The sequence below is a fragment of the Amycolatopsis sp. Poz14 genome (genome assembly GCF_006704225.1).
Classification (GTDB): domain Bacteria; phylum Actinomycetota; class Actinomycetes; order Mycobacteriales; family Pseudonocardiaceae; genus Amycolatopsis; species Amycolatopsis nivea.
In genome coordinates this window covers 4,186,434-4,207,753 of record NZ_JACLHD010000001.1, presented here as the reverse complement: position 1 = coordinate 4,207,753, position 21,320 = coordinate 4,186,434, and the positions used below count along the sequence as shown (strand labels likewise).

20 protein-coding genes are annotated in these 21,320 nt (G+C 72.1%); 3 read left to right on the top strand and 17 right to left on the bottom strand.

Annotated elements, in window-relative coordinates; translation table 11 throughout:
• Positions 1–15 precede the first annotated feature (15 nt).
• From FKO37_RS20125 to FKO37_RS20085, 9 genes are all read right to left on the bottom strand, one after another.
• The gene (locus FKO37_RS20125; RefSeq protein ID WP_037812512.1) at positions 16–2,262 is read right to left on the bottom strand and encodes a polyribonucleotide nucleotidyltransferase; all 2,247 of its coding nucleotides are present in this window, start codon (positions 2,260–2,262) and stop codon (positions 16–18) included.
• Positions 2,263–2,500: 238 nt separating this feature from the next.
• Positions 2,501–2,770, bottom strand: coding sequence for a 30S ribosomal protein S15 (rpsO, locus tag FKO37_RS20120; protein ID WP_037812514.1), 270 nt, complete (start codon positions 2,768–2,770; stop codon positions 2,501–2,503).
• Between the two features lie 144 nt (positions 2,771–2,914).
• Positions 2,915–3,427 (bottom strand): RNA 2',3'-cyclic phosphodiesterase, encoded by a 513-nt coding sequence (thpR, locus tag FKO37_RS20115; RefSeq protein WP_238605434.1) that lies wholly within the window; start codon positions 3,425–3,427, stop codon positions 2,915–2,917.
• A 3-nt stretch (positions 3,428–3,430) separates the two neighbouring features.
• Positions 3,431–3,907, bottom strand: coding sequence for a helix-turn-helix transcriptional regulator (locus FKO37_RS20110; protein WP_037812516.1), 477 nt, complete (start codon positions 3,905–3,907; stop codon positions 3,431–3,433).
• A gap of 164 nt (positions 3,908–4,071) precedes the next feature.
• Positions 4,072–5,037 carry a bifunctional riboflavin kinase/FAD synthetase gene (locus FKO37_RS20105; RefSeq protein WP_078870440.1) on the bottom strand — a complete coding sequence of 322 codons (966 nt, stop codon included), beginning with the start codon at positions 5,035–5,037 and terminating at the stop codon, positions 4,072–4,074.
• Positions 5,038–5,079: 42 nt separating this feature from the next.
• On the bottom strand, positions 5,080–5,997 hold the full coding sequence (truB, locus tag FKO37_RS20100) for a tRNA pseudouridine(55) synthase TruB (RefSeq protein ID WP_238605433.1): 918 nt from the start codon (positions 5,995–5,997) through the stop codon (positions 5,080–5,082).
• A gap of 756 nt (positions 5,998–6,753) precedes the next feature.
• A complete protein-coding gene (locus tag FKO37_RS20095) occupies positions 6,754–8,073 on the bottom strand; it encodes a nitrate/nitrite transporter (protein ID WP_134670175.1) in 1,320 nt (439 codons plus the stop codon).
• Between the two features lie 111 nt (positions 8,074–8,184).
• Positions 8,185–9,006, bottom strand: a complete 822-nt coding sequence (locus FKO37_RS20090) for a PhzF family phenazine biosynthesis protein (RefSeq protein ID WP_238605432.1) — start codon at positions 9,004–9,006, stop codon at positions 8,185–8,187.
• 57 nt (positions 9,007–9,063) lie between these two features.
• The gene (locus tag FKO37_RS20085) at positions 9,064–10,401 is read right to left on the bottom strand and encodes an MATE family efflux transporter (RefSeq protein WP_037812524.1); all 1,338 of its coding nucleotides are present in this window, start codon (positions 10,399–10,401) and stop codon (positions 9,064–9,066) included.
• 251 nt (positions 10,402–10,652) lie between these two features.
• On the opposite strand from FKO37_RS20085, the gene FKO37_RS20080 reads away from it, so the two are divergent.
• Entirely contained in the window at positions 10,653–11,222 is a 570-nt protein-coding gene (locus tag FKO37_RS20080) for a TetR/AcrR family transcriptional regulator (RefSeq protein WP_238605431.1), read from the top strand.
• Positions 11,223–11,333: 111 nt separating this feature from the next.
• Here the strand turns inward: FKO37_RS20080 and FKO37_RS20075 are convergent, their stop codons facing one another.
• Positions 11,334–12,344, bottom strand: a complete 1,011-nt coding sequence (locus FKO37_RS20075) for a bifunctional oligoribonuclease/PAP phosphatase NrnA (RefSeq protein WP_134734480.1) — start codon at positions 12,342–12,344, stop codon at positions 11,334–11,336.
• Positions 12,345–12,369: 25 nt separating this feature from the next.
• Between FKO37_RS20075 and FKO37_RS20070 the strand changes: the two genes are divergently transcribed.
• Complete coding sequence (locus tag FKO37_RS20070; protein WP_238605430.1) at positions 12,370–13,404, top strand: TRM11 family methyltransferase; 1,035 nt, start codon at positions 12,370–12,372, stop codon at positions 13,402–13,404.
• A gap of 25 nt (positions 13,405–13,429) precedes the next feature.
• Here the strand turns inward: FKO37_RS20070 and FKO37_RS20065 are convergent, their stop codons facing one another.
• The 7 genes from FKO37_RS20065 to rimP all read right to left on the bottom strand — a co-directional run bounded on the left by FKO37_RS20065 (position 13,430) and on the right by rimP (position 20,248).
• Positions 13,430–14,263, bottom strand: a complete 834-nt coding sequence (locus FKO37_RS20065; RefSeq protein ID WP_238605429.1) for an alpha/beta hydrolase family protein — start codon at positions 14,261–14,263, stop codon at positions 13,430–13,432.
• A 4-nt stretch (positions 14,264–14,267) separates the two neighbouring features.
• The gene (rbfA, locus tag FKO37_RS20060) at positions 14,268–14,741 is read right to left on the bottom strand and encodes a 30S ribosome-binding factor RbfA (protein WP_238605428.1); all 474 of its coding nucleotides are present in this window, start codon (positions 14,739–14,741) and stop codon (positions 14,268–14,270) included.
• A gap of 34 nt (positions 14,742–14,775) precedes the next feature.
• The gene (locus tag FKO37_RS20055) at positions 14,776–15,069 is read right to left on the bottom strand and encodes a DUF503 domain-containing protein (RefSeq protein ID WP_037812533.1); all 294 of its coding nucleotides are present in this window, start codon (positions 15,067–15,069) and stop codon (positions 14,776–14,778) included.
• A gap of 170 nt (positions 15,070–15,239) precedes the next feature.
• The gene (gene infB / locus FKO37_RS20050; RefSeq protein ID WP_238608297.1) at positions 15,240–18,194 is read right to left on the bottom strand and encodes a translation initiation factor IF-2; all 2,955 of its coding nucleotides are present in this window, start codon (positions 18,192–18,194) and stop codon (positions 15,240–15,242) included.
• Positions 18,195–18,282: 88 nt separating this feature from the next.
• Positions 18,283–18,585 (bottom strand): YlxR family protein, encoded by a 303-nt coding sequence (locus tag FKO37_RS20045; protein WP_238605427.1) that lies wholly within the window; start codon positions 18,583–18,585, stop codon positions 18,283–18,285.
• An 89-nt stretch (positions 18,586–18,674) separates the two neighbouring features.
• Positions 18,675–19,733: a transcription termination factor NusA gene (gene nusA, locus FKO37_RS20040; protein ID WP_238605426.1), complete on the bottom strand. Its 1,059-nt coding sequence runs from the start codon at positions 19,731–19,733 to the stop codon at positions 18,675–18,677.
• Positions 19,730–20,248 (bottom strand): ribosome maturation factor RimP, encoded by a 519-nt coding sequence (gene rimP, locus FKO37_RS20035; RefSeq protein ID WP_238605425.1) that lies wholly within the window; start codon positions 20,246–20,248, stop codon positions 19,730–19,732. Before rimP ends, nusA begins: the two co-directional genes overlap by 4 nt.
• 138 nt (positions 20,249–20,386) lie before the next feature.
• Here rimP and FKO37_RS20030 point away from each other — a divergent pair, with 138 nt between their 5' ends.
• A complete protein-coding gene (locus FKO37_RS20030) occupies positions 20,387–21,280 on the top strand; it encodes a DUF4439 domain-containing protein (protein WP_238608296.1) in 894 nt (297 codons plus the stop codon).
• The last annotated feature ends 40 nt before the right edge of the window (positions 21,281–21,320 follow it).

Genomic DNA, 21,320 nt, shown 5'->3' with positions numbered 1-21,320 from the left:
TGCGGGGCGCGAGCCTTACTTGGCTTCGGCCTTCTCCGCCTCCGCGTCGCCCTCGGCGGGCTTCGCCGCCTCTTCTTCCTTGACGACGATCAGGCTGATCTTGCCGCGGTTGTCGATGTCGGCGATCTCGACGCGGATCTTGTCGCCGACGTTCACCACGTCCTCGACCTTCGCGATCCGCTTGCCGTTGCCCAGCTTCGAGATGTGCACGAGGCCGTCCTTGCCCGGCAGCAGCGAGACGAACGCGCCGAACGCGGCCGTCTTCACCACGGTGCCCAGGAAGCGCTCGCCGACCTTCGGCAGCTGCGGGTTGGCGATGGCGTTGATCTTGCCGATCGCCGCCTCCGCCGACGGGCCGTCGGCCGCGCCCACGTAGATCGTGCCGTCGTCCTCGATCGAGATGTCGGCGCCGGTCTCCTCGGTGATCGAATTGATCATCTTGCCCTTCGGCCCGATGACCTCGCCGATCTTGTCGACCGGGATCTTCACCGACGTGACGCGCGGGGCGTACGGGCTCATCTCGTCCGGGCCGTCGATCGCCTCGGCGATGACTTCCAGGATGGTGAGGCGAGCGTCCTTCGCCTGCTTCAGCGCGGCCGCGAGCACCTCGGACGGGATGCCGTCCAGCTTGGTGTCCAGCTGCAGCGCGGTGATGATGTCCTTCGTGCCGGCGACCTTGAAGTCCATGTCGCCCAGCGCGTCCTCGGCGCCGAGGATGTCGGTGAGCGCGACGTAACGCGTCTCGCCGTCGACCTCGTCGGACACCAGGCCCATGGCGATGCCCGCGACCGGAGCCTTCAGCGGCACGCCGGCGTTGAACAGGCCCATGGTGGACGCGCAGACCGAGCCCATCGAGGTGGAGCCGTTGGAGCCCAGCGCCTCGGAGACCTGGCGGATCGCGTACGGGAACTCGTCCCGCTTCGGCAGCACCGGGACCAGGGCGCGCTCGGCGAGCATGCCGTGGCCGATCTCGCGCCGCTTCGGCGAACCGACGCGGCCGGTCTCGCCGGTGGAGAACGGCGGGAAGTTGTAGTGGTGCAGGTAGCGCTTCGTCGTCTCCGGGGACAGCGAGTCGATCTGCTGCTCCATGCGGAGCATGTTCAGCGTGGTGACGCCCAGGATCTGGGTCTCGCCGCGCTCGAACAGCGCCGAACCGTGCGCCCGCGGGATCACGGCGACCTCGGCCGAGAGCTGGCGGATGTCGGTCAGGCCGCGGCCGTCCATCCGGATCTTCTCGGTGAGGACGCGGGTGCGCATGATCTTCTTGGTCAGCGCCTTGAACGCACCGCCGACCTCCTTGTCGCGGCCCTCGAAGGCCTCGCCCTCGCCGAGGCCGAGCTTCTCCAGGACGGCGGCCTTGACCTCGTCGGTCGCGGCGTCGCGCTCCTGCTTGCCGGCGATCTGCAGCGCCTTGGCGAGCTCGTCGGACGCGATCGCGGCGACGGCCTCGTAGATGTCCGGCTGGTAGGCCGGGTACAGCGGGAACTCGCCGGTCGGCTTCGCGGCGTCGGCGGCCAGGCGCTGCTGCGCCTCGCACAGCACGCGGATGAACGGCTTCGCGGCCTCGAGGCCCTGCGCGACGGTGGTCTCGTCGGGCGCGGTGCCGCCGTCGGCGATCAGGTCGAGCGTGTGCTCGGTGCCCTCGGCCTCGACCATCATGATCGCGACGTCGTCGCCCACGATGCGGCCCGCGACCACCATGTTGAAGGTGGCCTTCTCGAGCTGCGGCCAGGTCGGGAACGCGACCCACTGGCCCTCGATCAGCGCGACGCGCACGCCGCCGACCGGGCCGGAGAACGGCAGGCCGGCGATCTGGGTGGAGGCCGACGCGGCGTTGATCGCCAGCACGTCGTACGGGTCGTCCGGGTTGAGGCTCTGGACGGTGATGACGACCTGGATCTCGTTGCGGAGGCCGTCGGCGAAGGACGGGCGCAGCGGGCGGTCGATCAGGCGGGCGGTGAGGATGGCGTCGGTCGACGGGCGGCCCTCGCGGCGGAAGAACGCGCCCGGGATGCGGCCGGCGGCGTACATCCGCTCCTCGACGTCCACGGTCAGCGGGAAGAAGTCGAAGTGCTCCTTCGGGTGCTTCGACGCCGTGGTCGCCGACAGCAGCATGGTCTCTTCGTCCAGGTACGCGACGACGGCGCCGGCGGCCTGCTTGGCGAGCCGGCCGGTCTCGAACCGGACGGTGCGGGTGCCGAACCGGCCGTTGTCCAGAACGGCTTCGGTCTCGAACACGGTGACTCCGGTGGAGTCGGTCATATGGTCAATCTCCTCTTTGGTTCCTTCGTACGGCGAGAGTCTCCCACTGTGGGACCCGGTTCGCCCGAGGACGCTCGAGGAGGTGTGAGGCCGGTCTTCGATCGAAGCCCCCGGGTCCGTTGCCCGGGAACCACTACCGAGGACCGGCGAGATCGTTCCTCCAGCGCGCTCGCGCCGTGTGGGGGGGTGTGCTTGCGGCGAGGGGGAGCGGCCGAAGCCGCTCCCCCTCGTCAGCACGCTATCGGCGCAGGCCGAGACGCTTGATCAGGTCCCGGTACCGCGCCACGTCCACCTTTTCCGTGTAGTTCAGCAGCCGGCGGCGACGGCCGACCAGCAGCAGGAGACCGCGACGGGAGTGGTGGTCGTGCTTGTGGGTCTTCAGGTGTTCGGTGAGGCCGATGATCCGCTTGGTGAGCAGCGCGACCTGGGCCTCGGGGGATCCGGTGTCCGAGTCGTGCAGCCCGTACTCGGCGAGGATCGTCTTCTTCTCATCGGTGGACAGCGCCACTGGTGGTGCTCCTTGTGCATCTAGTGCCGTGAGGCCCGCACCGCGCCACGCGGCCGGGTGAGACGGTCACGGCCGCCACGGACTGCAGCCGGACCCGATTGCGAGGTTACCAGCCGGTTGAACTGCGGCTTCAGCCGCGTGCGGCTAGCTGGGCAGCGTCGGCTCGCGGCCGGCTCCCGCGCGGCGCAGCGGCCAGGACCGCAGCGTGCGGTACGGGCTGCCGCCGCCCATCAGCTCGACCCGGTCCGCGGTCCAGGCCCGGCCGCGGAAGCCGGCGAGGTGTTCCGTCCACGCCGTCGGCGGCCGCGTGCGGGAGCATCGCGCCAGCGTCAGGTGCGGCCGGTACGGGCGTTGTTCGCCGGAGCCCATGGTGGCGGCCGCGGCGAGGTCGGCGAGGTCCTCCCCCGCCACTCCCAACCACAGCACTCCCGGGAATGTTCCCGAACCGGAGAGCCGGACGTCAACGGATTTTCGGCCGTCCAGTGCCCGGTCGAGGAAGGCGGCGCATCCGGCAGGGTCCGCCTCGCCGTAGAAGGCCAGCGTGATGTGCCAGCCAGCCGGATCGGACCAGCGCAGCAGCCGGTCCCGTTCGCCGAGCGCGTCGGCGATTTCCGCCGCGACGTCGGCGGGCGGGCGCAGTGCGGCGAACAGCTGCATCGGCTACTGGCCCGCGGCTCCCGCGCGGCGGAGCAGGTCGGCGATCGCCGGGAAGTCCTCGTCGAGCAGCTTCGCCGCCTCGGCCAGGTTCTCGTCCTCGGCGACGTCCCGGATGCCCGCGAGCACGATCTTCTCGTCCGAGTTGACCGGGATGTTGTCGCGGCCGACGGTGGGCCGCGAATCGCGCACGTCCTCGAGCGCGGCCTGCATCGCGTCGCGGTCGCCCGCGGCGACCTCGGGCACCAGGATCTTGCGCTCGAGCATGATCATCCTGGCCAGCACGACCGGATTGCCGATCTTCGCCCGCCGCCCGCTCATCACCTGGCTCAGCATCGGCGCGCTGATCCCCAGCACCTCGGCCAGGAACGCCTGCGACACGTCGAAGGCCACGACCAGCCTGCGCACCCGATCGCCCAGCGGCTCCCCGTACCACTCCCGCTGCAGCGCGATGTTCCGCTGGACGATCTTGTGGTCCTCCACCTAGCTCCGCTCCCCTAGCGCTGTCGTCCCCGCGGCCCGGTGCTGCCGGCCCACTTCGCTTCCCCGGCCCGGCGCCGCCGGCCCATCTTGCCACTCCGGGCGTCCCCCGCGGGCCGGAACGCCCGATTCGCCCCGCGCCCGGCCTGTCCCGGGACCGGGTCCGCTCAGCTGTCCGAGCCGAGCGCTTCCCTGGTCCGGGCCACGTCCTCGTCGATCTTCCGCACGAGATCGGCCGGCGCGCCGAACCGCGCCTGATCCCGCAACCGGGTGACGAAGTCCAGCGCGACGTGCTGGCCGTAGAAGTCCTCGTCGACGTCCAGCACGAACGCCTCGACGGTGCGCTCGCGCCCGGAGAACGTCGGGTTCGTGCCGACCGACACCGCCGCGCGCAGGCGCCGGTCCGGATCGGACAGCCGGGTGAACCAGGCCGTGTACACGCCGTCCGCGGGCACGGCGGCGAACCGCGCGGTGGACAGGTTGGCCGTCGGGTAGCCGAGGTCGTGGCCCCGTCCGTCGCCGCGCACGACGATGCCTTCCAGCCGGTGCGGGCGGCCGAGCGCGTCGGCCGCGGCCACCACGTCGCCCGCGTCGATGCACGAGCGCACGTACGTCGAGGAGAAGGTGATGTCGTTGGCGCCGCGGTCGTCGTCGAGCGAACGGCCCTGCAGCTCCGCGCCGTAGGCGACGAACCCGAAGCGGCGGCCGAGTTCGCGCAGCAGCGCGACGTTGCCCGCGGCCTTGGCCCCGAAGGTGAAGTTGTCGCCGACCAGCACCGCGGCCGCGTGCAGCCGGTCGACCAGCACCTCGTGCACGAACTCGTGCGGGCTGAGCCGGGACAGCTCCAGGGTGAAGGGCAGCACGCAGAACACGTCCACGCCGAGCCCCTCGACCAGCTGGGCCTTGCGCCGCAGAGTCGTCAGCTGCGCGGGATGGCTGCCCGGCCGCAGCACCTCGGACGGATGCGGGTCGAAGGTGAGCACCACGCTGGGCACGCCGCGTTCGGCGGCCGTCGCGACGGTGCGCTTGATCAGTTCCTGGTGCCCGCGGTGCACGCCGTCGAACACGCCGATGGTGACCACGCACCGTCCCCAGCCGCCCGGGAGGTCCCCGAGCCCACGCCACCGCTGCACTGTTGTCAACTCTCCCCGAGCGAGGTGCCTTTGCCTCCCACCCTATGCGGGCAGGAGGACCACCACCGAACGGGTCACTCCCTCGGTGTCGGAGGCCAGCGCGAGCACGTGGCCGTCCGGCGCGAAAAGGCCGTACGTGCCGGTGATCCCGGCGGCCGGGATGCGCCTGCCGTACTGGACCGCCTTGGCGGTGGCGGCGTCGAGATCCCGGCGCGGGAACGCGGCGGCGACGGCGGCGTCGAGGTCCAGCGACAGTTCCGGTTTCTCTTCGAGCTGGTCGAGCGTGCGCGCGCGGGCGAGCGTGAACGGCCCGACTGTGGTGCGGCGCAAGGCTTTCAGGTGCCCGCCGACGCCGAGCCCGGCGCCGAGGTCGCGAGCGAGCGCGCGGACGTAGGTGCCGGACGAGCATTCGACGATCGCGTCGAGTTCGATCCGGTCGTCCTCGCGGCGGAGACCGAGAACGTCGAACCGGTGCACGGTCACCGGCCGCGGCGGGAGGACGATGTCCTCGCCCGCGCGCACCCGGGCGTAAGCGCGCTTGCCGTCGATCTTGACCGCGGAGACGGCGCTGGGCACCTGCTGGATGTCCCCGGTCAGCGCGGCGATCCCGTCGGCGATCTGCTGGTCGGCGACAGCGGCGAGGGTTTCCGGCGCGGCCTCGGCGCCGAGCGGTTCGCCTTCGGCGTCGTCGGTGGTGGTGGACTGGCCGAGCGACAGGGTGGCGAGATAGGTCTTGCGGTCGAGGGCGAGGTGGCCGAGCAGTTTGGTGGCGCGCTCGATGCCGAGCACCAGCACCCCGGTCGCCATCGGGTCGAGCGTGCCGGCGTGGCCGACCTTGCGGGTGCCCATGATCCGCCGCGCCCGCGCGACCACGTCGTGCGACGTCATGCCCGCCGGTTTGTCGACGATGAGCAGTCCGGGAGGAGGGGCGGGACGACGCGGTTCTTTCGGGCGAGACACGGCGGAAACCCTACCTAGACCGGATTCCGCGGCTGGCGCCCGGTTCTGGGCGGGGGTGCGGGGTGGCGGGGGGGCTGGAGGGGGTTGGGTTCGGCGGCTGGTCCGGGCGGTTGGTCGGCTGGGCGGGCGGTTCGGGCGGGTGGTCCGGGCAAGTGCCCTGGGCGGGTGGCTCGGGCGGACGATCCGGACGATCGCGCTGGGAGTCGAACCGACTGGGCCACAACGTGCCCGAGCAACCGGCTCGGGCGAGCACCCTGGGCAGCTGACCGGCTCCAGCGAATGAGCCGGGCACTCGCCCTAGGCAGCCGACCAGCTTGGGCGGACGATCCGGGCAAGCGCCCTGGGCAGGCGGCTCGGGCGGATGAGCCCGGCAAGCGCCCCGGCGGTCGAACCGGCTCGGGCGGATGGTCCGGACGATCGCCCTGGGAGCCGAACCGACTGGGCCACAACGTGCCCGAGCAACCAGCTCGGGCGAGCGCCCTGGGCAGCCGACCAGCCTGGGCGGACGATCCGGGCAAGTGCCCTGGGCAGTCGACCTGGCCTGGGAACCGACCGGGCGAGCACTCAAGGCTGCCGATCTGCGCGACCGGCCAGGGCGAGTGTCCCGGCCGACCGCCCTGGGCGACCGAAGCCTGGGGCGGTCGCCGCAGATGGACTCCCCCAGTGAGTGGCCTGGCCACCTGAGCAGGGCGACTGGCTCGGGGCGGCCGCCCCGGACGCATGCCCGGGGCAGTCGAACCGGGCGGCGCGGGTGGCTCAGGCGGCGGCCACGGCCTCTTCCGGGGCGCGGTCCCAGCGGTGCCGCCGGATGCGGACCGGCACCTCTTCGCCTCGGGCTTCCGCGGCGAAAACGTGGGCGCGGGCCCGCCGCCACCACACGAGCATGCGCGAAGCACCCAGAGCCAGCATGGCCACGACGACCAGCAGCGCGATCCGGAAGTTGCCGCCGGTGGCCTGGAGGAGGATGCCGATCAGCAGAGCGGTCACGGTGGTCGCCAGGAAGCCGCCGACGTTCACCACCCCGGTCGCGGTTCCGACGCGGGACAGCGGGTTGTAGTCGCGGGCGATGGCGAAGCCGATCATCGACGCCGGGCCGCCCAGGGTGAGGAAGGCGAATGCGGGGACGAGGACGCCTACCGGGATGTGGCCGTTCCAGCCGAGCAGCACTGCCCACACGATCGCCGCTCCGGCGAGGTAGCCGATGACCAGCGGCACCCGCAGCACTGGGGCGCGGCCGATCACCGCGCCCAGGAGCGGGCCGCCTGCCATGGAGCCGAATACGAAGACGGTGAGCAGCGCGCTGGCGGTCGCCGCGGGCAAACCTTCGCCCTGCACCAGGAAAGGCACGCCCCACAACAGGGTCAGCACGTTCGGCGCGAACATCGTCGAGAAGTGCACCCAGAAACCCAGCCGGGTGCCGGGAGTCCGCCAGGCCAGTTTGACCTGCCTGCCGAGTTCCGCCGGGCGCACGGGTTCGCGCTTGCGTTCCGGTACGCCTTCGGGGGTGTCGCGGACGCGCAGCGCGACCGGCACCGCATAGAGCACCGTCACCGCGCCGACGGCGAGGAAGGTGACTGTCCATCCTGGACCGTCGAGGAGCAGGGTGAGCGGGACGGTCGCGGCGAGGTTTCCGATGTAGCCCACGCAGGAGGTGAACGACGCGAGCAGCGCGTACCGGTGCGCCGGGAAGTGCGCCGCGACGAGGCGCAGGACGCTGACGAAGGTGAGCGCGTCACCGAGGCCGAGGACGCCGCGGGCCACCAGGCCGAGTGCGTAGGTGTCGGCGACGCCGAGCAGCAGCTGCCCGGAGCCGAGGATCAGGACGGCGGCGGTGAGCACGCGGCGCGGGCCGTAACGGTCGACCAGCACGCCGGTCGGGATCTGCATGGCCGCGTACACGCCGACCTGCAGGACGGTGAAGATGCCGAGCGCGGCGGACCCGACGCCGAAGCGTTCGGCCGCCTTCAGCCCGGCGACGCCGAACGAAGTGCGGTGGAAAACGGCGAGCAGGTACACCGTGACCGCGGTGAGCCAGATGAGCCAGGACCGGACAGGGGCGCGGCCGGCGGGCGTCAAGAGTTCCTCCAGTAAGCAGGCGAGCGTCGGGCTAGGAGGACGACGACGCTGCCGCCTCGATAGTTGTATCGCCTCAGCAACCTCGAGACATAGCCGTGACCGGGGTGTGCTTCACCACAGATCCGCTTCGCCCCGGATTCCGACGACCGTTTCGCCGCCGACCCACACGTCGTCGCCGTCCCGTTCGACGTGCACCCGCCCGCGCCTGCCGAGCCGCGTTCCCTGCGCCGCGACGTACGACTCGGGCGCGATGCCGTCGCCGATCAGCCACTGGCCGAGCGCAGCGTTGAGGCTGCCGGTGACCGGGTCCTCGACGGTGTCGCTGAACGCGCGGACCTCGAAGGCCGTGTCGGATCCGGCGGGCTGCGCACCGGCGACGCCCACCTTGAACTCGCCGAGCGCGGCGAAGTCCGGCTCGATGGCGAGGACGGTCGCCGCGTCGCGCAGCAGCAGCGCGACCCAGCCGGGGCCGTTGTCCGCCCAGCGCGCGTCGAGGACGTCGGCGTCGCCGAGGTGCAGACCGCGTTTCACCGCGGCGAGGTCGGCCTCGTCCACCGGACCGCCGCGGCGCAGCGGAGGCGCGGCGAACGCCAGCCGGTCGCCGTCGCGGCGCACCCGGACCAGCCCCGCCCCGCATTCCTGCACGAGGTGCCCGGCTTTCGGCTCTCCCCCGGCGGCCAGCCACGCCCGCGCCGACCCGAGCGTCGGATGCCCGGCGAAGGGCAGCTCACCGTGCGGCGTGAAGATCCGCAAGCGGTAGTCGGCGGCCGGGTCGGACGGCTCCAGCAGGAACGTGGTCTCGCTGAGGTTCGTCCAGCGGGCGAACGCCGCCATCCGCTCGTCGGACAGCCCGTCCGCGTCGTGCACGACAGCGAGCGCGTTGCCTCGGGTGAGCTCGTCGGTGAAGACGTCGACCTGGGTGAACTTCGGCATGCGCCCACCCTCGCATCCGCCGGGCGCCGGCGGCGAGCGGGTTTCGCCGTTACGCCATCACGCCTCCCGCACCGCGCCGACCACGGCCCACCGCCCGGACCGCCATCGCGCCACCACGGCCGCCAGCCGGAACACCATGAACAGCGACAACCCGCTCCAGATCCCGCTCAGCCCCCAGCCCAGCGCCAGCGACAGCCAGATCAGCGGCAGGAACCCGAGCCCGGCGCTGACGAGCGTGGCGGTGCGGAGGAAGGCGGCGTCACCCGCACCGAGGAGGACCCCGTCGAGCGCGAACACCACCCCCGCGATCGGTTGCAGCGCCACGAAGAACCACCAGGCGTGCGGGATTTCGCCGAGCACTCCCGGATCGGACGTGAACGCGTGCGGCAGGACACTCCACAACGCCGCGAACAGCACGCCGAGGAAACAGCCGAAAATCAAGCCGTATCCGGTGATCTGCGTGGCCACCCCGCGCGCCTGCCGCGCCGCTCCCGCGCCGAGCGCCGCGCCGACGAGCGATTGCGCGGCGATCGCGACCGAATCGAGCACCAGGGACAGGAACGTCCAGAGCTGCAGGACCACCTGGTGCGCCCCGACCGCCTCGGTCGAGGTGCGCGCGGCCACCGCGGCAGCGGACACAAAGCACGCCTGGAACGCGAAACTGCGCAGCACCAGGTCCCGGCCGAGACCCAGTTGTGCCCGCATCACCGGGAAATCCGGCCGCAGCGGCACCTTTTCCCGCACCAGCGCGGCGACGAACATCGACGCGGACACGACCTGCGCGACGACGTTCGCGATCGCCGACCCCTCCAGCCCGAGATCGGCGACATACACCAGGACCGGACACAGAACGGCGGAGATTCCGTTGCCCGCCAGCACATAGCGCAGCGGACGGGTGGCGTCCTGCACGCCGCGCATCCAGCCGTTGCCCGCCATCGTGACGAGGATCAGCGGCGCGCCGAACAACGCGATCCGCAGCCACGACACGGCCGCCGCGGCGATCTCGTCGCTGCCCGACAGCGCGCGGGCGATCGGCCCGGCCAGCAGTTGCCCCGCCACCAGCAGCACCAGCCCGACCAGCACGCCCAGCCACGTGGCCTGCACGCCTTCGCGGACCGCGTCGGCGCGCCTGCCCGCGCCGTGCAGCCGCGCGGTGCGCGACGTGGTGCCGTAGGACAGGAAGGTGAGCTGCGTGGAGACCTGCGACAACACCACGCCGCCCAGCGCGAGGCCGGCGAGCGGCAACGCCCCGAGATGGCCGACGACGGCGGTGTCGACCAGCACGTAGAGCGGCTCGGCAGCGAGCACGCCGAGCGCGGGCACGGCGAGGCCGAACACTCGGCGGGGCGGGATGCGGTCACCGCTTACGGCGGTGGTCGTGGCGTTTTCGGACACGGGAGGAGAGTAACTACCGGCACCGACAATTCCGGCGGCCCGGACCGCGAGGACACTCCTAGGCGGGCAAGCAAGACGCGAGATTCGCTTATCGGGCAAGGGAATCTCGGAGAGGCGGGAGTCCTCTGTGGCGTGCTCCGGCACGGGCGGCGGGCTGTCTCAGCCACGGCCGGACAGCAGGGTTTTCGCGCCACCTCGTGCAGTACGATTGAATTGGAGACGATCTCCGCTTGCCGACGGGAGGGCAGCGCATGACCGCGGGCAAGCCGCTGCGGGCCGACGCCCAGCGCAACCGCGACCTCCTGGTCGCCAAAGCGCGCGAGATCTTCGACGCGGGCGAGTTCTTCGACCTGCGCTTCGACGACTTCGCCAGCCTGGCCGGGGTGGGCACCGGCACGCTGTACCGCCACTTCCCCACCAGGGAGGCGCTGGCCGAGGCGGTCTACCACGGGGAAGTCGCCGCGCTGTGCGACCGCGCCCGCGAGTTGCAAGCCACGCTTCCCGCAGCGGAGGCGCTGGCGACCTTCCTGCGCGGCATGGTCGACCACATCGACGCCCACGCGGGCCTGGCCCGGACGCTGGCCACACTCATGGCCGACCGCTCGAACGCGCTGGCAGGGGGCAGCCAGGCGCTGGAGGAGGCCGTCACCGACCTGGTGGCCGCTGCTGTGCGAGACGGTGCTGTGCGCGACGACGTGGATGCCGGGGCCGTGATGATGGCTCTGCACGGCATCGGCGCGGCCCACGACCGTCCTCGGTGGCGGGCCGAGGCCGACGACGTCATCACCCTCGTGCTGGACGGCCTGCGCCGACCAGGCTGACCAGGCGCGAACGGCCGCGAGCGCTGGACCCGGCCAGCAGTACGACACGGGTCCAGCGAAGCTTCCGGACGCGGCTGCGCTGATGCTGCCGTCGAACTCGCCCAGCCCGGTTCAGGAAGCCCGCAACAGCGGCGCCCGTCCCAAGGCCTTCCGCAGCCGGTCCAGCACCTCCTCCGCCGGACCTTCCGCCGTGCACCCCGCCGCCATCCGGTGCCCTCCCCCGCCGAACTCCGCGGCGGCCGCGGACACATCGATGTCGCCGGCCGAGCGCAGCGAGACCGTCCACACTGGACCCGGCCCGGCCTCCTTCAGCACCGCCGCGACGCCGGCCTCCCGGGTCGCGCGCACCACGTCGATCACCGACTCCACCTCTTCGAGACGCACCGTCGCCGCGGCGGCCGCGCGCACCACCGTGTGGACGAAGCCGAATCCTTGCGCCCCTTCGGGTTCCAGCCGGGCTTCGGACAGGACCGTCGACAGCATCGGCAGCCACGCGAACGGGTGATCATCGACGATGCGGCGGGCCACCTCGCCCGGGTCGGCCCCGGCTTCCAGGAGACGGGCGGCGATCCGGTGCGTTTCGGGGCTCGCCCGGCGGAAGCCGCTCGTATCGGTGACCACCCCGGCATACAGGCAGCGCGCAGCCGCCGCGTCCAGTTCGACTCCCATCGCCTCGACGATCCGCGTGACCAGGATCGCCGTCGCTTCGGCGGTGTCGTCCACGACGTGGTGGGTGCCGTAGCGGGCGTTGGTCGCGTGGTGGTCGACGACCAGGACCGAGCCGCCCGCGTCGCGGACCGCGGCGACCCGCGGGGCGAGCCTGCCCAGGCGGGCCAAGGTCGGGGTGTCCAACGCGACCAGCAGACCGTCCGTCGGAGGGAGGGCGCCGACGGGAGTGATCAGGCCGTCGACGTCCAGCCACGCCAGTGTTTCCGGGGCCTCGTCCGGCTCGCCGAAGGCGACTCGCACGTTCGCGCCGCGGCGATGCAGCACGTGGCCGAGGGCCAGCGCGCTGCCGAGGGCGTCCGCGTCGGGGCGCACGTGGCCGAGCAGCGTCACGTCGGTGGCCCCGGCCAGCAGTGCGGCGGCGGCCTCGATGTCCTGTACCAGGGAAGCTGTCACGAAGTGTCACGCTACGCTCTGCGGGATGCCTGAGTACGCGATCCTCGTTCTGCCTTCCGCCAACCGCGTGTACGCCGCCTCGTCGCCGGCGCTGCTGCGCGCCGAACTGGCGGCCTTCGGCGCCGGCCTGTCCGCCGAGGTGTCGGCGATCGAAGAGATCGAACTCGGCGGGGTCGGGTACGTGAAATTCGCCTGCGCCGCCCCGCTCGGCGAGCGCGACCTGGCGCTGCTGTCGAACCTGTCCTCGCTGTACGCCCTGTTCGAACTGGGCGACGGCGTGCTGCGGCCGGTCGCCGTGCACCCGCTGGCGAAGGCGGACTCCGACCTGCTGACCATTCAGAAGTACCCGGGCAAGACCAACGAGCAGTTCACGAAACTGCTGCTCAACCTCACCCTCCTGGCGACCTCGCGGCCCGCGGACTGGCCGGACCGCGAACTGCACGTCCTCGACCCGCTGTGCGGGCGCGGGACGACGCTGAACCAGGCCGTGATGTACGGCTTCGACGCGACCGGCCTCGACGTCGACGCGCGCGATTTCGAGGCGTACGAACAGTTCGTGAAGACGTGGCTGCGCACGAAGCGCGTGAAGCACACCGCGGAATCCGGGCAGCTGCGCCGCAACAAGGTCCGCCTCGGCCGCCGGCTGGACATCGAGTACGCGTTCGACAAGGACGACTACAAGTCCGGCCGCACCCGCCGGCTCAGCTACCTGAACGCGGACACGCTGACCACGGACGAGGTCCTCCGCCCGGCGTCAGTGGACTTGATCGTGACCGACGCGCCGTACGGCGTGCAGCACGGCAGCCACCGCGAGACCGGTCTGGCCCGCAGCCCGCGCGACCTCCTCGCGGCGGCGATCCCGGTGTGGAACCGAGTGCTGCGGCCGGGCGGGGCCATCGGGATCTCGTGGAACACGCATGTGCTGCCGCGCGAGGACCTGGTGGCGATCCTGGAACGGGCGGGGCTGGCGGTGCGGTCCGGCGGGCCGTACGAGGAGCTGGCGCACCGGGTGGACCAGGCGATCGTGCGGGATCTCGTGGTGGCGGGAAAGCCGGTCTGAATTCGCGCCGGACTGGCAGATCCCGTTACGCCAGCCGCGGCCCGAGGAATCGCAGGGCTTCCGGCAGGACTCCCTGCCAGTACTCCGCCGTGTGCTTCCCCGCCGTGATTCGCGAGACCTCCGGCTTGGCGCTGGTGATCAGCTTCCGGTTGGCCGCCAGGAACGGATCGCCGTCGCCGCACCACACGCCGAGGCCTCGGGTCGGGAGTTCGTCGACGTGCCGCAGCGGTTCGGCGGCGGTCCAGTCGTCCTCGGACGCGAAGATGTGCCGCGACCGGGCTTCTGGCCACGTGCGGAACAGGGCCGCGCTGCAGGTGGCCACGGTAGTCACGTCGCGGCGGTGGAGGGCAAGGTTCAGGGCGCCGAAGCCGCCCATGGAGATGCCGAGGAGGCCGGTCATCGGGCGGAGTCCCGCCTCGGACAGCCAGCCGGGGAGCTCGTCGGTGAGCATGCGGTGCGGGTCGTCGTCGCCGTCGGGCATCCAGTAGTGGCTGCCGTCGACCGCGACGACCGCGAACGGCGGGGCGCCCGAGCGGACCGCGGCGGTGAGGGCCGCGGGCACGCCCAGGTCCAGGAACGTGCGGGCGTTCGACCCGCGGCCGTGCAGTGCCACGCAGACCGGCAGGCCGGTGCTGGGGACGTCGTCGGGCGTCATGAGCACGACGTCGACGTCCCGGCCGCGGGCCGCGGAGTGCCTGCGGTGGATCGTGACGGACGCCTTCAGGGGCGACGGGCTGGAGGCCGGGGCAGCCGAGGTCGGCGCAACCACCGGGGCGGAGCGCCCGGTGCAGGCGGAGACGAGCGCCGCGGCACTGCCGAACAGCAGGCCGCGTCGCGTGACACCGGGCTTTGACCGCATCGCTTCAGCCGCGCGTCTCCTCTTCTGCTTGCTCCTCGTCCTCGTCGGTCCGAGGAGCTTTGTAAGGGTCCGCTTCGCCCGCGGGCTGGGCTCCGGTCGCCCGGCGGGCCACCTCGGCGTCCGATTCGCGGGCTTTCGCGAGCAGTTCTTCGATGCGGCGGGCGTCGTCCGGGACGCTGTCCGCGACGAAGGTGAGCGTCGGGGTGTAGCGGACGCCGGTGCCCTGTCCCACCTTCGTACGCAGGACGCCGCGCGCGGCTTCCAGGGCGGCCGCGGCGCTCGCGAAGTCCGGCTCCGCGTCGAGGCTTTCGCCGAGCACCGTGTAGTACACCGTGGCGTCGTGCAGGTCCGCAGTGACGCGGGCGTCGGTGATGGTCACCGAGCCCAGTCGCGGGTCCTTGACGTCGTGTTCGATCGCCGAGGCCACGATCTGCGAGATCCGCTTGGCGAGCTTGCGTGCCCGAGCGGGATCGGCCATGGCTGAGGTCTCCTTCTCCGGATTTCCGGGTGTTCTAGTCGTCCGGGCCGAGCAGCCGGCGGCGCGCGGACAGCAGTTCGAACTCGGGGCGGCCGGCCGCGAACCGCTCGCACGCGTCGAGCACGTCCCGGATGTGCTCGCCGTCGGGGGCGACCGCGGCGACGCCGATGAGCGCGCGCCGGTGCAGGTCCAGATGTCCCGCCTCGGCGACCGAGACGGAAAAGCGTTTCCGCAGTTCGGCCACCACCGGCCGCACCACGGATCGTTTCTGCTTCAACGAATGCACGTCGTCGAGCAGCAAGTCGAGCTCCAAAGCTCCAACGAACAAAGCTAGTCAGCACCTACCAAACTCGACGGACAGCCCGACTGGACCCCACGCGGGGGTCCAGGGGGCTTGCCCCCTGGCGGGGGCGCGGGGGTTCGACCCCCGCACAACACGCTGACGGCGGGGAGGGGCGAGCGCAGCCTGCGAGCACGCCCCTCCCCCAGCGGAAGCCGTCAGCTACGGGGCTTCTCCCGCTGTTCGTAGGTCTCGATCACGTCGTCGACCTTGATGTCGCTGTACGAGCCCAGCGTGAGACCGCACTCGTACCCTTCCCGGACCTCGACCACGTCGTCCTTGAAGCGGCGCAGCGAGTTGATCGGCAGGTTCTGCGCGACCACGTTGCCGTCGCGCAGGAGGCGGGCCTTGGCGTTGCGCCGGATCTCGCCGGACATGACCAGGCAACCCGCGATCGTGCCGATCTTGGAGGACTTGAAGACGTCCCGGACCTCGGCGCGGCCCAGTTCGACCTCTTCGTACTCCGGCTTGAGCATGCCCTTCAGAGCCTGCTCGATCTCTTCGATCGCCTGGTAGATGACCGTGTAGTAGCGCACGTCGACGCCCTCGCGGGTGGCCCGCTCGGTCGCCTTGCCCTGCGCCCGGACGTTGAACCCGAGAACGATCGCGTCGGACGCGGTCGCCAGGTCGATGTCCGATTCGGTCACGCCGCCGACGCCGCGGTGGACGACGTGCAGTTCGACGTCTTCGCCGACGTCCAGCTGCAGCAGCGCCGCTTCGAGCGCCTCGACGGTACCCGAGTTGTCACCCTTGATGATCAGGTTGAGGCTGCTCGTCTCCTTCAAGGCGGAGTCGAGGTCCTCGAGGCTGACCCGCTTGCGGCGCGACGCGTTGAGCGCGTTGCGGGTGCGAGCGGAGCGGCGCTCGGCGATCTGCCGGGCGACGCGGTCCTCGTCGACCACCAGGAAGGTGTCGCCCGCTCCCGGCACCGAGGTGAACCCGATGACCTGGACCGGACGCGAGGGCAGCGCCTCGGTGACGTCCTCGTTGTGCTCGTCGACCATCCGGCGGACGCGGCCGTAGGCGTCGCCCGCCACGACCGAGTCGCCGACGCGCAGCGTGCCGCGCTGGACCAGGACGGTGGCCACCGGGCCGCGGCCGCGGTCGAGGTGCGCCTCGATCGCGACGCCTTGGGCCTCCATGTCCGGGTTGGCCCGCAGGTCCAGAGCCGCGTCCGCGGTCAGCAGGATCGCCTCGAGAAGCCCGTCGATGTTGATGTTCTCCCGTGCGGAGATCTCGACGAACATCGTGTCGCCGCCGTATTCCTCGGCGATGAGGTTGTACTCGGTGAGCTGCTGCCGGATCTTGTCCGGGTTCGCGCCCTCCTTGTCGATCTTGTTGATCGCGACCACGATCGGGGCCTTCGCGGCCTGCGCGTGGTTGATCGCCTCCACCGTCTGCGGCATGACGCCGTCGTCGGCCGCCACCACGATCACCGCGATGTCGGTCGAGTTCGCGCCTCGGGCACGCATGGCGGTGAACGCCTCGTGACCCGGGGTGTCGATGAAGGTGATGAGCCGCGGCACGCCTTCGAGCTCGGTCTCGATCTGGTAGGCGCCGATGTGCTGGGTGATCCCGCCGGCCTCGCTCTCGCGGACCTTCGTCTTGCGGATCGTGTCCAGCAGCCGGGTCTTGCCGTGGTCGACGTGACCCATGATGGTGACGACCGGCGGACGGACCTGCAGGTCCTCCTCGCCGCCCTCGTCCTCGCCATAGGTGATGTCGAAGGTCTCCAGCAGCTCGCGGTCCTCCTCCTCGGGGGAGACGACCTGGACGACGTAGTTCATCTCGCCGCCGAGCAGCTCGAGGATGTCGTCCGACACGGACTGCGTCGCGGTGACCATCTCGCCGAGGTGGAAGAGCACCTGCACCAGCGAAGCCGGGTTGGCGTCGATCTTCTCGGCGAAGTCGGTCAGCGAAGCGCCGCGCGGCAGCCGGATCGTCTCGCCGCTGCCCTTGGGCAGGCGGACGCCGCCGACGCTGGGCGCCTGCATGTTGTCCATGTACTCCTGGCGCTTCTGCCGCTTCGACTTGCGGCCCTTGCGCGAGGGCCCGCCGGGACGGCCGAAGGCGCCGGCCGTGCCGCCGCGACCGCCGGGGCCGCCGCGACCGCCGCCGCCGCCGCGGAAACCGCCGCCGCCGGCCGGGGCGCCACCGCCGCCGCCCGGACGGAAGCCGCCACCGCCGCCGCCACCGGGACGGAAACCGCCGCCACCGCCGCCGCCACCGGGGCCGCCGCGGAAGCCGCCGCCACCGCCGCCGCCGGGACGACCGCCGCCGCCACCGGGACGACCGCCGCCGCCGGGACCGCCTCGGCCGCCTGCCGGTCCGGCCGGACGGGCGCGGCCCGGCATCATGCCGGGGTTCGGGCGCGGGGGCATGTTGCCCGGGCTCGGCCGGTTGCCGCCGCCCTGCCCGCCGGGACGCGGCGGACGCTCTCCGCCGCCCTGGCCGCCGCCCGGACGCGGAGGACGGTTGTCGCCGCCCTGGCCGGGGCCGGGACGCGAGGCGGGCGGGCGCGGGGCCGGGGAACCGGAACCGACGCCGAACGGGTTGTTGCCGACCCGCGGGGTGCGCGGACCGGGCTTCGGGCCGCCGGGCTTGGGGCCCTGCGGCTTGGGCGGCACGACCGAACCGGCGGACGACGAGTCCTGCTGCTTCGGGGCCGGCTTGGGCGCGGCGGGCTCGGCCTTGGCGGCCGGGACCTCCTGCGCCGGGGCCGGCTGGGCCGGGGCGGGCGGACGCGGGCCGGGGCGGGGGCCGCCGGGCTTCGGGCCCGGGGACGCCGCCGGCTTGGCGGCCTGCGGTCCCGGCTTCACGGCCGGGGCCTGCTGCGGCGCGGGGGCCGGAGCGGACGGGGCCTGCGAAGCGGCGCTCTGCTGCTGCGGAGCGGGCGGCTTCGGGGCCGGAGCGGGCCGCGGTCCCGGAGTGGGGCCGGGCTTCTTCCCGCCCTTGGCGGGGTACGCGTCGCGGAGCCGGCGGGCGACGGGCGCCTCGACGGTGGACGACGCGGACTTCACGAACTCGCCCTGCTCCTTCAGCTTGGCGAGAACTTCTTTGCTGGTGATGCCGAGCTCCTTAGCGAGCTCGTGTACACGGGCCTTGCCTGGCACAGCTCTCCTCATCTAGGGGAGGCCAGGCGGGGACCCGCTGACCTCGTCCTTATCGTCGCGCGTTCATGGCTTCAGCTTCACGGCTGACTCATGACGGGTCGACCTGCTTCCTTGTTTCCCGCGACCCCGGGAGCGTCCCGGCGTCGTTGTCCTCGGCGAACGCCGCGTGGCGGTGCAGTCCCGCGGCCTCGAGCGCGCCCTGGGCCCGGAGGGCCCGGGGGAACGCCCGCTTCCGCTCGGCTTTGGCCAGGCAGCCCGGTCCCGGGTGCAGCCACGCACCCCGTCCCGGCAGCCGCCGACGTTCGTCGACGACCAGCCGCCCGTCCGCCGCGACCACGCGCAGCAGTTCGCCGGTCAAGTCCCGTTTCCGGCAGCCGACACACGTGCGCACCGGCGAGTGCCGGTGACGCGGGAGGTCGGGGGTGTCCCCAGTGGCCCTTCGCGGGACTTGAACCGTTGTCGAGTCTAGCGCCTGCACCTTCAGTCGGCCGAACCGGTCGCCGCGGCGGGCCGCGCCTGGCCGGCGTGGTCTTGCTCACCCTGCGCCGGACCGGCCGACTCGGCGGGGGCCGCGTCGCTGCGGATGTCGATCCGCCAGCCGGTGAGCCGGGCGGCGAGGCGGGCGTTCTGGCCCTCCTTGCCGATCGCCAGCGACAGCTGGAAGTCCGGCACGACGACCCTCGCCGTCTTGGCGCGCTCGTCCACGACACGTACCGAAACAACCTTCGCCGGCGACAATGCATTCCCGACGAACCTGGCCGGGTCGTCGGACCAGTCGATGATGTCGATCTTCTCGCCGGCCAGCTCGCTCATCACATTGCGCACGCGCGCGCCCATCGGGCCGATGCAGGCGCCCTTGGCGTTGACGCCCGGGATGGTGGAGCGCACGGCGATCTTCGACCGGTGCCCCGGTTCGCGGGCGACCGCGGCGATCTCGACGGTGCCGTCGGCGATCTCCGGGACCTCCAGCGCGAACAGCTTGCGCACCAGGTTCGGGTGCGAGCGCGACAGCATGATCTGCGGGCCGCGGTTGCTGCGCGACACGCCGAACACGAACGCCTTGATCCGGGTGCCGTGCTCGTAGGACTCCCCCGCGACCTGTTCGGCCTGCGGCAGCACGCCCTCGGTGTCGCCGACCTGGATCACGACCATGCCGCGGGCGTTGGCGCGCGCGTCGCGCTGCACCACCCCGGCCACGATCTCGCCCTCCTTCGCGGAGAACTCGCCGTAGGTCTTCTCGTGCTCGGCGTCGCGCAGCCGCTGCAGGATGACCTGGCGCGCGGTGGTGGCGGCGATCCGGCCGAAGCCCTCGGGCGTGTCGTCCCATTCCTCGTCGACCTCGCCCTCGGACGTGAGGGTGTGCGCGAGGACGCGGACGAGGCCGGTCTTGCGGTCGATGTCGATCCGGGCGTGCGGCTGGTGGCCCTCGGTGTGCTTGTACGCGGTGAGCAGCGCGGTCTCGATGGCCTCGATGACCGTGTCGAAGGGGATGTCCTTGTCCCGTTCGATCGCCCGCAGCGCGGCGATGTCCACGTTCACTTCGACTCCTCCTTCTTCTCGTTCTCGTCCGCGGTCAGGGCTTTGAGGTCTTCTGCGGGCGGTTGCTTGAATTCGACTTCCACCACGGCCTTCGCGACGGACTGGTAGTGCACGTCCTTGATCCGGCCGTCGACGAGGACGCGCACGCCCTTCTCGCCGGCGTGGCCGACGCGGCCGAGGTAGGCCGAACCCTCGACGGGCGTGATCTTGACGAGGCGGAACCGGGCGCGCCGCCAGTGCCGGCGCTGGGTGAGCGGCCGGTCGAGGCCGGGCGAGGTGACCTCGAGCGTGTAGGCGCTCGCCAGGACGTGCTCGTTCTCGTCGAGTGCGGCCGAGACGGTGCGGCTGACCTCGGCGACCTCGTCCAGGCCGACGCCGTCGTCGGAGTCGACGACCACCTTCACCAGCTGTCGCCTTCCGGCTTGCTGCACCTCGAGCGAGTCGAGGTCGAAACCCGCGGTCGTGACGGCTTCGGCCACGATCGGCTCCAGCCGGCTGGCGAGTTCGTTGGGCACGTGGAGCACTCCTGTTCGGCCTGTTGGTCGGTGAAGGTCAAGCTTATCCTGCGCCCCCGCGAAGACGCGCGAGCGGCGGCGCACCCGGGCGGCCTGGCAGGATGGGCCGACGTGACCGCAGACCTTTCCCGGCGCGCCGTGCTGCGTCTGGGCGCGCTGAGCGCCACTGTCGCCGCGGCTGTGCCGCTCGCCGCCTGCTCCGGCGGCTACGACGACGCCCCTGATCCCCTGGCCCCGCTGCTGGCGACGGCCGAGGCGGACGCCGCCGCGGCCAGGAAGCTGCCCGCGGGCGGCGACGCGGCCGGACAGGTCGCCGACGCCAGAGCCGCGCAGGCGGCCGCGCTGAAGACCGAGGTGGACCGGCTGAACCGGCCGAAGAAGGCGGCGGACGTCCCCGCCGCGCCGGCTGATCTCGCCGGGTTCAAGGACCGGCTCGCCGCCGCGCGCAAGCAGGCGGAGGACCTGGTGCCCGCGCTGCCGGCGTACCGGGCCGGGCTCGTCGCGTCGGTGGCCGCCGGCTGCGCCGGGCTGCAGCGGGTCGCGCCGGAACTCGGGCCGGGGGCCGACGCGAAGGCCGCGGCCGCGCCGTCGTCGGTGCCGAAGGAAGCGGTGGATTCGCTGCAGAAGGCGCTGGCGGCCGAGCACGCGTCGCTGTGGGTGTACGGGTTGGTGACGGCGTTCCTGCCGGGTGATTTCGGGGAAGCGGTGAAGGCCGGACGCGCGGAACACACCGCGCGGCGGGACGTGGTCACGCAGATGATCACGTCGGTGTCGGCGACGCCGGTGGCTCCTGAAGCGGCGTACGTGCCGCCTAAGCCGGTTACCGACACCGCTTCGGCGGCTGCGCTGGTGGCGAGCGCGGAGGCGGACACGGCGGCGGCTTGGCTTGCCGTGCTTACGCATACCGACGATTCGGGGCTGCGCGGGATGGCTTTGCAGGCGGTGATCGCGGCGGCGCGGCGTGGGATGCCCTGGCGGCAGGAGGCGGGCCTGAAGCCTGCTGCCGTTGCCCTCCCTGGGCAGCCCTCGTAGCAAAAGCGCGCAGGCCGGGCCGAACCCGAGCCTGCGCGCT